This window comes from Microbacterium sp. bgisy207, assembly GCF_057706855.1.
This window is the reverse complement of sequence record NZ_JBYIPB010000022.1, coordinates 1-12,590: the sequence shown is the minus strand read 5'-3', so window position 1 is coordinate 12,590 and position 12,590 is coordinate 1. Positions and strand designations below refer to the sequence as shown.

Genomic DNA, 12,590 nt, shown 5'->3' with positions numbered 1-12,590 from the left:
CCCAACGCCCTCTCGTTGGCCGTTCCGCGGGACGCGATCGATGAACCGTATGTCGTCTGGTATCTCGGCGGGATCGGCGCGCTCATGGTCATCGTGATGGTGCGCCGTCGGCCGATCTTCGCGTGGATCGGCATCGGCCTGCTCACGGTGATCTCGTGGTTCTGGCTCGGTATCGTCGACGCCCTCGAGAGGGGGCTCGTGGGCTCAGTCCTCTGGGTGGGACTCGCTCAGCTGCTGGTGATGCTGACCGACCGCGCGGCCGCAGACACTGCCAAGCTCGTGGAGCTGCAGCGCGCCGCATCCGCGTGGCAGGCGGCCCACACGGTGCGCCAGCGCGAGCGCCGGGTACAGATCCAACGCGCGCTCTCGGTGGCCGGCCCCGTGCTTGCCCGCACCATTGCGCAGGGCGGTGCGCTGACGCCGGACGAGCGCGTGGAAGCGCGGCTCGCCGAGGGAAGCCTGCGCGATGAGCTGCGCGGCGCCCGCCTCTTGGACGACGCCGTTCGCCAGGAGCTCGAGGCGGCGCGCCGTCGCGGTGCGACAGTCACGGTACTCGACGAAGGTGGCCTCGACGGGGTCGATGCGGAGAGCCTCGCCAGCATTCGGGCGCGTCTGGTGGCCGCATTGCGCTCGGCGCGTTCGGACCGGCTCTATATCCGTACCTCGCCGCACGAAAGCGTCGCCGTCACGGTCGTGGGCCGGTCGGATGCCGGCCGCGGCCTCAGCGACGAGGACACCGTCGACCTCTGGACAGAGATCACCCGATTTCCCTCGGACCCAGACGTTCCGGTGTGACCTGTCGGCGGTGCGTGGGCCGGGGCGCCACCATGCGCCGTGCATGCTGCGCAGCAGGCGATCGCATCCTGGTGATCTGTGCGGCCCGGCCGACGGAGGTGCACAACAAGAGAGGCGAGGGGCGGACAGATCGTCCGCCCCTCGCCGGTGCGGACGGTTACCCGAAAACCGGCCGCGTGGCCGAACCTGGGCCGCGCCACACAAGAGGTGGCGGCGGTTCAGCCGAACGCTACTGCGTTCCAGCGATAACCAGTCTTGCCGAGTCGCAACGATTCGTCTGTAGGTATTTTGGGGGACAAAATTGGTCCGGTCGACGACTGGGCCACACGCTCGAAAGCGGTCAGCACGGGGTGCGATTCCAGCCGAGTTCACGTCGAAGCGGCTCCCGCAGCATCCGTTGCGACAGCGCCCACGCCGAGCGCTGCGGCTCGTCCGCGACGGCTTCGGACTGCTCAGTGGCGTAGTGCTCCGACACGACGGCAACGACAGCCGCGATCTCCTCTGCTGTCGCCTCGCCGCGGACGATGCTCATCGGCACGGTGCGGTCGGGCTCGTCGGCACGTGATTCTCTGATCGTCATCGCGCTTAGAGGGGGATGTTTCCGTGCTTCTTGGGCGGCAGGCTTGCCCGCTTGCCGCGCAACGACCGCAGCGCTTTCGCGATCGACACGCGGGTCTGCGCCGGTTCGATGATGCCGTCGAGTTCACCGCGCTCGGCGGCGAGGAACGGTGAGGCCACGTTGTAGGTGTATTCGTTGGCGAGGCGAGCGCGCACCGCAGCCACGTCCTCGCCGGTCTCACTCGCCTTCTTGAGCTCACCCCGGTACAGGATGTTGACCGCGCCCTGTCCGCCCATCACCGCGATCTCGGCTGTCGGCCAGGCGAGGTTGACGTCGGCGCCGAGCTGCTTGGAGCCCATGACGATGTAGGCACCGCCGTACGCCTTGCGCAGGATGACGGTTACGAGCGGCACGGTGGCCTCGGCATACGCGTACAGGAGCTTCGCGCCGCGTCGGATGACACCCGTCCACTCCTGGTCCGTGCCGGGCAGGTAACCGGGGACGTCCACGAGCGTCACGATCGGCACCGAGAAGGCGTCGCAGAACCGGACGAAGCGGCTGGCCTTCTCGCCCGCCTCGATATTGAGCGTCCCGGCCATCTGCGACGGCTGGTTCGCGATGATCCCCACGGTGCGCCCCTCGATGCGGCCGAAGCCGATCACGATGTTCGGCGCGAACAGCGGCTGCACCTCGAGGAAGTCACCCTCGTCGACGATGTGCGCGATGACCTGGTGGATGTCGTAGGGCTGGTTCGGGGAGTCGGGAATGATCGCGTTCAGCGTGCGGTCGGCATCCGTGGTCTCCCACTCGAACGCGGTCTCGTACTCGGGGATCTCGGCGAGGTTGTTGTCGGGGAGGAACCCGAGCATCGTGCGGACGTAGTCGATCGCGTCGTCTTCGTCCTCGGCGAGATAGTGCGCCACGCCCGAACGGGTGTTGTGCGTGTAGGCGCCGCCGAGTTCCTCCATGCCGACGTCTTCGCCTGTGACGGTCTTGATGACATCGGGACCGGTCACGAACATCTGGCTCGTCTTGTCGACCATGATCACGAAGTCGGTGAGAGCGGGGGAGTACACGGCGCCGCCGGCTGCCGGCCCCATGATGATCGAGATCTGCGGGATGACCCCGGATGCCCGCGTGTTGAGGCGGAAGATCTCGCCGTACTTGCCGAGGGCGACCACGCCCTCCTGGATGCGGGCACCGCCGGAGTCCAGGATGCCGATGATCGGCATCCCGCAGCGCAGCGCGAGCTCCATCACCTTGATGATCTTCTCGCCGGCCACTTCGCCCAAAGACCCGCCGAAGGTGGAGAAATCCTGCGCGTAGACGGCCACCGTCCGGCCGTGGATGGTGCCGGTTCCGGTGACGACCGAGTCGCCGTAGGGGCGGGACTTGTCCATGCCGAACGCCGTCGTGCGGTGGCGGACGTACTCGTCCAACTCGACGAAGCTGCCCGGATCGACGAGCAGAGCGATGCGCTCCCGCGCCGTGAGCTTGCCCTTCGCGTGCTGCTTCTCGCGGGCCGATTCCTCGGCGGAGATGACCGCCTCCTGGTAGCGCGCGCGTAGATCGGCGATCTTGCCGGCCGTCGTGAACAGGTCGATGTCGTCGGTCACGCCTCCACACTATCCGCGCGTCGCGCCGAGCCCTTGGAGACCAGCGACAACGCGCCGGGGCATCCGCTGTCGCATCCGTGGCGTTCGGCATCCGTTTCCCTCGATGAGCTGAGGGGATTCGGCCCAGATGAGGGCTCCACTGCGCGCATCATCCTCATCTGCGCAGACACTCCTCTGCTCACGGAGCGCGTCGATGCCGCCCCTGGGCCATCGCCGCGCGGATGGCGTTCTCCACGACGCTCCAGCGTCGGGTCACATCGCGGTAGTCGAACCTCAGCACCGTGTAGCCGGCGAGCTGGAGAGCGCGGTCGTGCGCGATGTCGCGGCTGCGGTCGGCGGCGCTGCTGTGGAAGGCGAATCCGTCGAACTGCACGACGAGGCCGTCGCCGATGAGCCCGTCCACCTCGTGCCCGAGAAGCCAGACCTGTTGCTGGATGTGAATGCCTGCCCGCGCCAGTCGCGTGACGGCGAGGGTCTCGATCCCCGAACCGGATGCTGCGGAGAAGGTCGTGGACAGCCGCTGCGCGGCGCGTGAGCGCCAACGCGTCGCCCGCAATCGGGCGGGGGTGGAGTGCCCGGCGATGATGGCCGACTCCCACACTGCACGCGCCTGCTCATGGGGCAGGCAGCGGGCCACGTGATCGAGGACGTTCTCGACCGGCTCGACGAGCGTGCGTCCGCTCGGCACGATGGCCGTGCTGCGATGCCACCGCACGGCCTCGTGCCGCGAGCTCGAGTGGGCGGGAATCGACAGATGAATCCGCGACGTGCCTTCGGGTGTCCACAATCCGAGGAAGGCGGAGGCGCTGACGCAGGTCACCCGAGCGCCCTGGGTTGCTGCGAGGACGAGCTCGGCGGGTGCGTCGGGGTCGAGAATCCACTGCCGTCGCACGACCATGAGCCTCTCGCGACGCACTGCAGCGCGGAGCGCGTCATTCGTCCATCCCGCATCGGTGAGATCGCGACGGTGAGCGAATCCACGGCTACCGAGATGAGGACGAAGCACGCGCATCCTGAGACGATGACGCGTTCACCGGCTCGGCGGCGCGTCGTGCGGCATCCGGTGCAGAGCTACGCGCGCGGAGCCCCTCGGGAGGAGACGGCACAGCCGCGACGGGCAGCCGGATCGTTGCCGAAAGAAGGAGAATCTGCCGACACGAGGGTCGATCCACTCTCATGCTCCTCGCGCGCGCCGATTCCCCTCGCCCCGCCGCACGCTCGGGCCGCTCAGACCCGCGGTCTACAGTGATCGGATGCAGAGAGCCGAGTTTCCGCGCGGCGCGGCCATCGCGCGACGGCTGGATGTTCGGGAGCACTGCGAGTCGACCAACGCCGAGCTGGTCGCCGCGGTGACCGAGCAGCCGAGTGACTACCCGCACCTCTCGGTGCTCATCACCGACGACCAGCGGGCCGGCCGCGGCCGACTCGATCGCACCTGGTCGGCTCCGCCGGGGGCTGCCCTGGCGATCTCGGTGCTCGTCCGCATCCCGAGCGTCCCGCTGTCGCGCCGGGGCTGGGTGCCGCTGCTGGCAGGCGTGGCCATGACCGAGGCGATCCGCGCTCAGGTGCGGTCGGACGTGACGCTGAAGTGGCCGAACGACGTGCTGATCGACGGTGCCAAAGTGTGCGGCATCCTCGCGGAGGTCGTCCCTGCCGATCCCGATGCGGTGGTCATCGGGTCGGGGGTGAACACACGCATGACTGCCGAGCAACTCCCTGTGCCCACGGCGACCTCCCTCGCCCTGGCAGGCGCCGAACCCGACGAGGATGCTCTGCTTGCTGGCTACCTCGGCGCGCTCGATCGGATGCTGACGGCTCTCGGCGCGCCGGGAGCCGCGGCCGCCGAGGATGCACGCGAGCGCGTGCGAGCCGAGTGCAGCACACTGGGACGCGACGTGCGCGTACTCCTGCCCGGCGACCGCGTCCTGGACGGTGTCGCCGTGGATCTCGACCCGTCCGGCGGGCTCGTCGTGCGACGCGGAAGCGAATCGATCGCTGTCGCGGCGGGGGACGTCATCCACGTCCGCTGAGGGCAGCACAATAGGAGCATGTCGCTGCAACCGGGCACCGGGTCATCCGGGTTCTCACCGCAGCCGAACTATGCCGGGCGGCCCCTGGCTCCCGCGCCGGGCGTCTCCACTCCCGAACTGCTGATCGCGAAGATCCGGGGTCGGCGGCCGGTGCTCTTCCTCTCGGCGCTCGTCCTGATCGCGGTCGCGGCCGCCGCGGGCTACTTCTTCGACAACCTGCCGGCACCGTTGGAGAACTGGATGCTGCTCACGGCCGCGGCCGTGGTCATCCTGCTGCTCGTGTTCTTGCCGTTCCTTGCCTGGCGAGCGCACGTCTACACGATCACGACCCGTCGGGTCATCGAACGCAGCGGACTGTTCGTGACCCGTCGCCGCGAACTGGCGCACGTGCGCGGGTACTCGGTGCAGATGCGACGCGGACCGATCCAGCGCCTCGCCGGCAGCGGCACGCTCATCCTCTCGAACGGGGTCGACCCTCCGATGCGGATTGCACGCGTCCCCAAGGTCGCCCTCATCCACGAGGTGCTCATCGACCAGGTCGAGGTCAATCAGATCCTCGCTCACCGGGACGGACAGACGCCGCCTGAGGCGTGAGACGAGGCATCCGTTCGAGGCCGCGGCGAACCGTGCGCACGCGGCGGCGTGGGATCTGCCGCGGCTTCGCGACAGAATGGACGGGAACGAGAGGACTGTTATGACCTATCGCGTCGGTGTGATCGGCGGCGGACAGTTGGCGCGGATGATGATCGCTCCCGCCGTCGAACTCGGAGTCGAGATCCGGGTGCTTGCCGAGCAGGAAGGCATGGCGGCGGCGCTGGCGGCCACTGCCGTCGGCGACTACCGGGATGCCGACACCGTGCTCGCCTTCGCACGGGAGGTCGATGTCATCACGTTCGACCACGAGCACGTTCCCCAGGATGTGCTGCACGCCCTCGTCGATGCGGGGATCGCCGTGCGCCCCGGCCCGGACGCGCTGCGGTTCGCGCAGGACAAGCTGATGATGCGCGCGCGGCTGCAGGAGATGGGGATGCCGCAGCCGGATTGGGCCGCCGTGACAGGGCCTGCCGAGCTCGGCGCGTTCCTGGATGATCACGGAGGCCGGGCCGTCGTGAAGACCCCGCGCGGCGGGTACGACGGCAAGGGCGTGCGCGTCGTGTCGACAGCCGACGGCGCCGCCGACTGGTTCACGGCGCTCGCGGAGGACGCGCGTGGCGGCGCGCTCCTGGCGGAGGAACTGGTCGACTTCACGCGAGAGCTCGCCCAACAGGTCGCGCGGACACCGTCGGGCGCGGTCTGCGCGTACCCGGTGGTCGAGACGGTACAGCGCGACGGGGTCTGCGCCGAGGTCCTGGCCCCTGCCCCCGGCGCCGGCGCGCGGCTGGTCGCGGCGGCAGCCGAGGTCGGAGAGCGGATCGCGGAGGGGCTCGGCGTCACGGGGATGCTCGCGGTCGAGATGTTCGAGACGGCGGATGATCGCATTCTCGTCAACGAACTGGCGATGCGCCCGCACAACAGTGGGCATTGGACGCAGGACGGCGCCGTCACGAGCCAGTTCGAGCAGCATCTGCGCGCTGTGCTCGACCTGCCGCTGGGCGATACGTCGCCGGTCGCACCGTGGTCGGCGATGGTCAACATTCTCGGCGGACCGAGCGAGGGCGGCCTGTCCGATCGCTTCACGGCGGCCATGGCGCAGCATCCGTCGGCCCGCATTCACACCTACGGCAAGCAGCCGCGGCCCGGACGCAAGGTCGGGCACGTGAACGCGTTCGGGACCGACCTCGACGAGGTCGTGTACGAGGCGCGTGCCGCGGCCGCGCATTTTCTCGACTGACGCGTCCCCTGCCGACTCGTCGGTGCCGGATGCCTAGTTCGAGGGGAGACCTCGGCCGGTGAGCCAGGCCCGCATCCGATCGCGGCCATTGAGCCCTGCGGCATCCCGCACGCGGCCGATGACGGCCCGGCTCCACCCTGTCGGCCGCCCCTGGCTGGCGTGATACGCGGCGAGCTCACCGTCGTACGCGGCGACATCCGCGGCCGTCACCGGTTCGTATCGCTCGCGCGAGTGCACGACGCTCGGCGCGAGTCGGGGCTTGATACCCGCGGGGTCGGTGGGGTCCGGGTAGCCGACCGCGAGTCCGAACGCCACTGCTGCCCGAGGGGGCAGCCCGATCAGTTCGGCCGCGCGCTGGGGGTTGTTGCGCACGGATCCGAGGTAACAGGTGCCGAGTCCGAGCGCCTCGGCCGCGATGACGGCGTTCTGCGCCGCTAGGGCGGCGTCGACGAAGGCGACGAGGGTGGACTCGAGGTAGTCGGCTGCCGCATCGCTCTCGCCCTGCGCCGCGGCGATCGCCGATGCTCGCGCCCAGTCCGCGACGAACAGCAGGATGACGGGGGCCTGGGCGACGAACGTGCTCGCCCCCACCTCGTCCACGAGGGCGCGCCGGGTGCCGGTATCCCGCACCTCGACGACGCTCCACAGCTGCAGGTTCGACGAGCTCGCCGCTGACTGCGCCGCCGTGACCAGGGCGGTGATCGTCTCGTCGCTCACCACCCGGTCTGTGAAGCGTCGTACGGTGCGGTGGCGCAGCAGTGTGGCGAGGGTGGCCGATCCTCGCAGCAGCGGGTCGGTCAGTGCGGGAGCTGCGGCGCCGTAGCGGGAGCGAAGGAGAGCATCGATGTCGGGGGCAGCGGCCCGGTGCGCGCGATCGGTCACGGATTCTCCTTTCGGGGGTGCCGTTCCGGGCAATCCCCAGCCATGCACCCTAGCCTGGTTCGGTGACCGCTCCGCTCCACAGCTCCGCCAACCCGCTCGTCGGTGTCGTCATGGGGTCGGATTCGGACTGGCGGGTCATGAGCGACGCATCCCAGGCGCTCACCGACTTCGGTGTGCCGCATGAGGTCGAGGTCGTCTCGGCCCATCGCACGCCCGACAAGCTCGTCGCGTACGGCCGCGAGGCGCGAGGTCGCGGCATCCGTGTGATCATCGCCGGAGCCGGCGGCGCAGCCCACCTCCCGGGCATGCTCGCCTCGGTCACCGCCCTTCCCGTGATCGGGGTGCCCGTCCCGCTCGCGACCCTCGACGGCATGGATTCGCTGCTGAGCATCGTCCAGATGCCCGCCGGCATCCCGGTTGCGACCGTGTCGATCGGCGGCGCCCGCAATGCGGGGCTCCTCGCAGTCCGGATGCTGGGAATCGCCGACCCAGATCACGCCGACGCGATCGAGCAGTACGCGCGAGAACTCGAGGATGTCGTCGCCGAGAAGAACCGGCGGCTCAAGGAGGCGCTGTGAGCGTCGCGAGTCCGCCCCGACCGACTGGTGCACGGCCGTCGACCCGGCGTCCGGTCATCGAGAATCGCCCGCTGCGCTACCCGAACACCGCATCCCGGCCGATGATGACGCGGCGAGCGTGGTGGCTGCTCATCCTCAACTTCCTGATCCCTGGGTCAGCGCAGGTCCTCGCGGGCAATCGGCGCCTCGGCCGTTTCGGGCTCGGCGCCACGTTGTTCGCGTGGGCGCTCGTCGCGGTCTCGGTCATCACCCTGCTGCTGTGGCAGCAGGCCTTCTTCGCGATCGCCACCAACTGGTTCGTGCTGCTCGTGGTGCAAGGGTTGCTTTTCGCCTACCTGCTGCTGTGGGTCATCCTCACGATCGACACCCTCCGGCTCGTGCGGCTCGTCCGTACCGGCCCTCTCGCGCGGTTCGCCGTCGCGCTCGTCGGTATCGCCGCTCTCGTCCTCGCCGGCAGCGGCGTGGTCTGGGCATCCGATCGGCTTGGCGGACTGCGGGACTCGTTCGGTGCGATCTTCGCCGAATCCGGGCCCTCGGTGCCGCCCTCGGACGGCTACTACAACATCCTCTTGCTGGGCGCCGACAGTGGCGAGGGTCGCGACTCGATGCGCTACGACAGCATCTCGGTCGTCTCCATCAACGCCGACAGCGGCGCCGTGACCATCACCGGCATCCCGCGCGACATGGTCAATGTCCCCTTCGCTCCCGGTCCTATGCAGGACCTGTACCCCAACGGCCACACCGGCCATGCCGACCCGGTCTGCGGGTGGGGGAGCGGCATCAACCAGCTGCGGACCGAGGTCGAAGTATGCCGCGACGGCACCGCGCTGTATCCGGATGCCGTCGCCAACGGCTCGGAGCCCGGCATCGAAGCGACAAAGGATGCCGCAGAAGGGCTTCTCGGGATCGAGATCCCGTATTACGTCTTCATCGACATGCACGGCTTCGCCGCTCTCATCGATGCGCTTGGGGGCGTTGACATCGAGGTCAGCGAGCGGCTCCCCAAGGGCGGCGGACCCTCCTATGAAGGCCAACCTGCCGAGGAGTGGGCCATCGGGTGGATCGAGCCCGGTCTGCAGCACATGGACGGCGACACGGCCCAGTGGTACGCGCGCTCCCGCTACACCACGAGCGACTGGGACCGGATGCTGCGCCAGCGGCAACTGCAGGAGGCGATCCTCGCGCAGTTCACGCCGATGAACGTCCTCAACCGGTTCAACGAGGTTCTGACGGCCGGCACGGCCATCGTGCAGACCGACATCCCGCAGTCGATGGTGCCCTACTTCGCCGAGCTCGCGCTGAAGTCGAAGGAGCAGCCGGTCACGACCATCGAGTTGACTCCGAGTTCGGTCGGTGGCATCGGCGTCATCCCCGAGGAGCTTTCGGCCGATGATGTCGCGTTCATTCAGAGCTACCTGCAGCAGACGCTGCATCCGCCGACTCCCACACCCACGCCCGGTGCGTAAGCGCGTGAGGTTCCCGGTTTCCCCGACGACAGGCTCGATGCTGTGACGACGACATTGCGGGTGGTGCTCGATCAGCTGGTCGCGCCCACCGATCCCGACCTCGCGATGGCCTCGCGGGAGCTCACGCGCGCCCTGATCGCTGCCGCACCACGGGGATGCGAGGTCTCTGGGGTTGTTCCTGCGGCCGGCGACGACGCGCTCGCCGAGGTGCGGGCATTCGAGGGCCTTGCCGGGGTCGAGTCCTCGCCGATCCCGCGCCGGGAACTCGCCACCGCAGTCTCCCTCGGCCTTCCCAGCGGCCTCGGGGCGGGGATGCTGCACTCGCCGACGCTGTTCGCGCCCCTCGTTCGTCACGACCGCGTCCACAACCACGAGCAGACCGTGGTCACGATCTGGGACCTCACGCCCTGGACCCACCCGGAGCGCGTCTCGAAGGCGTCAGTTGCGTGGCACCGCGCGATGCTCAAGCGTGCGGAGAAGCACGCGGATGCCGTCGTCGTGCCGCTGCACGCCATGGCGGAGGAGCTGGCAGAGCGTACGAAGCTGCGCGGCCGGATCCGGGTGATCGCGGGTGCCGCGCCGGACGGATTCGCCGAGCCGCGGGATGCCGTCGGACGTCGGCGGACACTGGGCGTGCCCGAAGGCGCGGTCGTTGTCGACGGGGCGGGGGTCACGGCGGCGGAGCTGGGCGCGCTGATAGCCGCGCTCGGGCGGGAGGTTCCGGAGGCTCCTGTCGTCGTCCTCGACGCGCCGCCAGACGCGGAGGGCGTCGGGTCCGCCGTGCTGGCCCCGGCCGTGGATGCGGCAGACCGCGCGTCGGCGATCGCGTCGGCATCCGTTCTCGTCGCTCCCGGCGTACTGCCCTCCTACGGGTGGCGTGTGCTGGAGGCGCTTGCGCTCGGGGTTCCCGTCATTGCCGCCGCGTCACCGGTCCATCGCGAACTCGTCGGTGAGGGGGGACCGGTCATCGAGGGTGGAGCGGATGCCCTCGCGGCATCCGTCGCGCCACTTCTTGGGCCGGATGCCGAGCGCCGCCGCGCGGCCACGCTCGCTGCCGATCGCGGACGGGCCTTCTCGTGGCGAGAAGCCGGCGAGCGGGTGTGGCAGTTGCATGCCGACTTGTAGATCCCGCTCGGCGCTCCTCGTCACGAGAGCGTACTTGCGTCACACTAGTAACATGGCGCGATATCTAGGCCGAACCCCACGGCGACTTCGGGGGCTCGCGTTCGCCGCGTGGGCGATTATCGCCTCCGGGCTCCTCGTCGCAGGGGGCCTCGTTAGCTTCGTTCCCGCCTCGAGCGCCCTCGCGGTTGACGTATCGGCGTCGGAGACAGCTGCGTCGACCGTCGATGCTTCGATCGTCAAGGCTGCCGACCTCAGTCAATTCAAGGCGGGAAACATCATCAGCGATGCGGTCTTCTTCAACTCCGCGACAATGACCGAAGCGCAGATCCAATCTTTTCTTGAGTCGAAGGTCTCCTCGTGCCGGTCTGGCTACACGTGCCTTAAAGACTACTACGTCCAGACACGGTCGATCGCCGCCGACGCCATGTGCGGTGCATACTCCGGCGGCGGATCCGAACGTGCCTCGCGAGTGATCTACAAGGTCGCGCAGGCCTGTGGCATCAACCCACAGGTCATTCTGGTCATGCTGCAAAAAGAGCAGGGCCTTATCACGTCTACAGCTCCCAGCTCATGGGCCTACCAGGCAGCCATGGGGCAGGGCTGTCCCGATACAGCCGCGTGCGACGCGCGATACTACGGGCTGTTCAATCAGGTCTACGGCGGCGCATGGCAGCTGAAGCGTTACGCCAACCCGCCGGGCACCAGCAACTACTTCACGTGGTACGCGCCGGGTAAGATCTGGAATATTCTCTACCACCCCAACAGTGGATGTGGACGCGGGCCGGTCTATATCGAAAACCAGGCGACGGCGAACCTCTATTACTACACGCCCTATCAGCCAAATGCTGCGGCTATCGCTGCGGGCTATGGCACTGGTGACTCGTGCTCGTCGTACGGCAACCGAAATTTCTTCAACTATTTCACCGACTGGTTCGGGTCGACGCAGGACTCGGTGGCGGCTGTCGTCAGGGGACGCTATGAACAGCTGGGTGGCGAGGATGGTTATCTAGGGAGCCCCGTTACTGGTCTCGATTGCGGTTTGGTTCGAGGCGGTTGTTATCAGGCGTTCGAGGGCGGTGCGATCTACGTTACTCCGGCGGGCGGAGTGTTCGACGTGGCCTCAGTCATTCGTCCTGGCTGGGCGCCGTCATTCGAAGGCGGGAGCGCGGGCTACCCAACGGGGAACACGGTCTGCGGACTCACCCGCGGTGGCTGCTACCAAGTGTTCGAGGGTGGCGTTGTCTATTCGTCGAAGGCGGGTGCCCATCTACTGACCTTGGAAACTCACGCCGCGTTCACGAGGGTTAGTTCGGAGTGGGGGACGTTTGGATACCCCGTGGGCAGTCAGGTCTGTGGCCTCGCCCGCGGTGGTTGTTACCAGCCGTTCGAGGGCGGACTTGTGTTCCATACGCCAGCCGGCTACTCATTTGCTGTGGGCGCGGAAGTACGAGCGGGCTGGGGCCCAGACTACGAGTGGGGGACCATTGGCTACCCTACGGGGGATCTTGTCTGCGGACTCGCAAGGGGCGGATGCTACCAGGCCTTTGAAGGTGGACTGATTTACCGTACGCCCTCCGCGGCCAGCATTGCTGTCGGTAGAGACAATGCCGCTGAGTACTCGTCTCAGCACGCGGAGTGGGGTCTGCTGGGATATCCGGTGTCGCAGCGTGTGTGTGGGCTTGCGCAGGGAGGGTGTTATCAGGCGTTC

General features: G+C 68.3%; 12 protein-coding genes. 8 read left to right on the top strand and 4 right to left on the bottom strand.

From position 1 onward, the window contains the following. The coding region (locus AC3ENO_RS14650; RefSeq protein WP_434971318.1) for a hypothetical protein at positions 1 to 795 on the top strand (795 nt) is incomplete at its 5' end. 340 nt (positions 796 to 1,135) lie between these two features. Here AC3ENO_RS14650 and AC3ENO_RS14645 read toward each other — a convergent pair. The 3 genes from AC3ENO_RS14645 to AC3ENO_RS14635 form a co-directional block, all read right to left on the bottom strand. Next, positions 1,136 to 1,375 (bottom strand): acyl-CoA carboxylase subunit epsilon, encoded by a 240-nt coding sequence (locus tag AC3ENO_RS14645; RefSeq protein WP_434971317.1) that lies wholly within the window; start codon positions 1,373 to 1,375, stop codon positions 1,136 to 1,138. Positions 1,376 to 1,380: 5 nt separating this feature from the next. Continuing rightward, the gene (locus AC3ENO_RS14640) at positions 1,381 to 2,970 is read right to left on the bottom strand and encodes an acyl-CoA carboxylase subunit beta (protein WP_434971316.1); all 1,590 of its coding nucleotides are present in this window, start codon (positions 2,968 to 2,970) and stop codon (positions 1,381 to 1,383) included. Between the two features lie 178 nt (positions 2,971 to 3,148). Beyond that, positions 3,149 to 3,982, bottom strand: coding sequence for an endonuclease domain-containing protein (locus AC3ENO_RS14635; protein WP_434971315.1), 834 nt, complete (start codon positions 3,980 to 3,982; stop codon positions 3,149 to 3,151). A 241-nt stretch (positions 3,983 to 4,223) separates the two neighbouring features. On the opposite strand from AC3ENO_RS14635, the gene AC3ENO_RS14630 reads away from it, so the two are divergent. The 3 genes from AC3ENO_RS14630 to AC3ENO_RS14620 all read left to right on the top strand — a co-directional run bounded on the left by AC3ENO_RS14630 (position 4,224) and on the right by AC3ENO_RS14620 (position 6,831). Beyond that, the gene (locus AC3ENO_RS14630) at positions 4,224 to 5,000 is read left to right on the top strand and encodes a biotin--[acetyl-CoA-carboxylase] ligase (protein ID WP_434971314.1); all 777 of its coding nucleotides are present in this window, start codon (positions 4,224 to 4,226) and stop codon (positions 4,998 to 5,000) included. Positions 5,001 to 5,018: 18 nt separating this feature from the next. Continuing rightward, entirely contained in the window at positions 5,019 to 5,594 is a 576-nt protein-coding gene (locus AC3ENO_RS14625) for a PH domain-containing protein (protein ID WP_434971313.1), read from the top strand. Between the two features lie 76 nt (positions 5,595 to 5,670). After that, a complete protein-coding gene (locus AC3ENO_RS14620) occupies positions 5,671 to 6,831 on the top strand; it encodes a 5-(carboxyamino)imidazole ribonucleotide synthase (protein ID WP_434971312.1) in 1,161 nt (386 codons plus the stop codon). A 33-nt stretch (positions 6,832 to 6,864) separates the two neighbouring features. On the opposite strand, the gene AC3ENO_RS14615 is transcribed toward AC3ENO_RS14620, so the two are convergent. Further along, positions 6,865 to 7,713: a nitroreductase family protein gene (locus AC3ENO_RS14615; protein ID WP_434971311.1), complete on the bottom strand. Its 849-nt coding sequence runs from the start codon at positions 7,711 to 7,713 to the stop codon at positions 6,865 to 6,867. Between the two features lie 110 nt (positions 7,714 to 7,823). Here AC3ENO_RS14615 and purE point away from each other — a divergent pair, with 110 nt between their 5' ends. From purE to AC3ENO_RS14595, 4 genes are all read left to right on the top strand, one after another. Next, positions 7,824 to 8,291, top strand: coding sequence for a 5-(carboxyamino)imidazole ribonucleotide mutase (gene purE, locus AC3ENO_RS14610; RefSeq protein WP_434971319.1), 468 nt, complete (start codon positions 7,824 to 7,826; stop codon positions 8,289 to 8,291). Then, positions 8,288 to 9,757, top strand: coding sequence for an LCP family protein (locus AC3ENO_RS14605; RefSeq protein WP_434971310.1), 1,470 nt, complete (start codon positions 8,288 to 8,290; stop codon positions 9,755 to 9,757). The genes purE and AC3ENO_RS14605 overlap by 4 nt, the downstream gene beginning before the upstream one ends. 42 nt (positions 9,758 to 9,799) lie before the next feature. Then, positions 9,800 to 10,882 (top strand): glycosyltransferase, encoded by a 1,083-nt coding sequence (locus AC3ENO_RS14600; RefSeq protein WP_434971309.1) that lies wholly within the window; start codon positions 9,800 to 9,802, stop codon positions 10,880 to 10,882. A 52-nt stretch (positions 10,883 to 10,934) separates the two neighbouring features. Beyond that, on the top strand, positions 10,935 to 12,590 hold a 1,656-nt coding region (locus tag AC3ENO_RS14595), incomplete at its 3' end, for an LGFP repeat-containing protein (protein WP_434971308.1).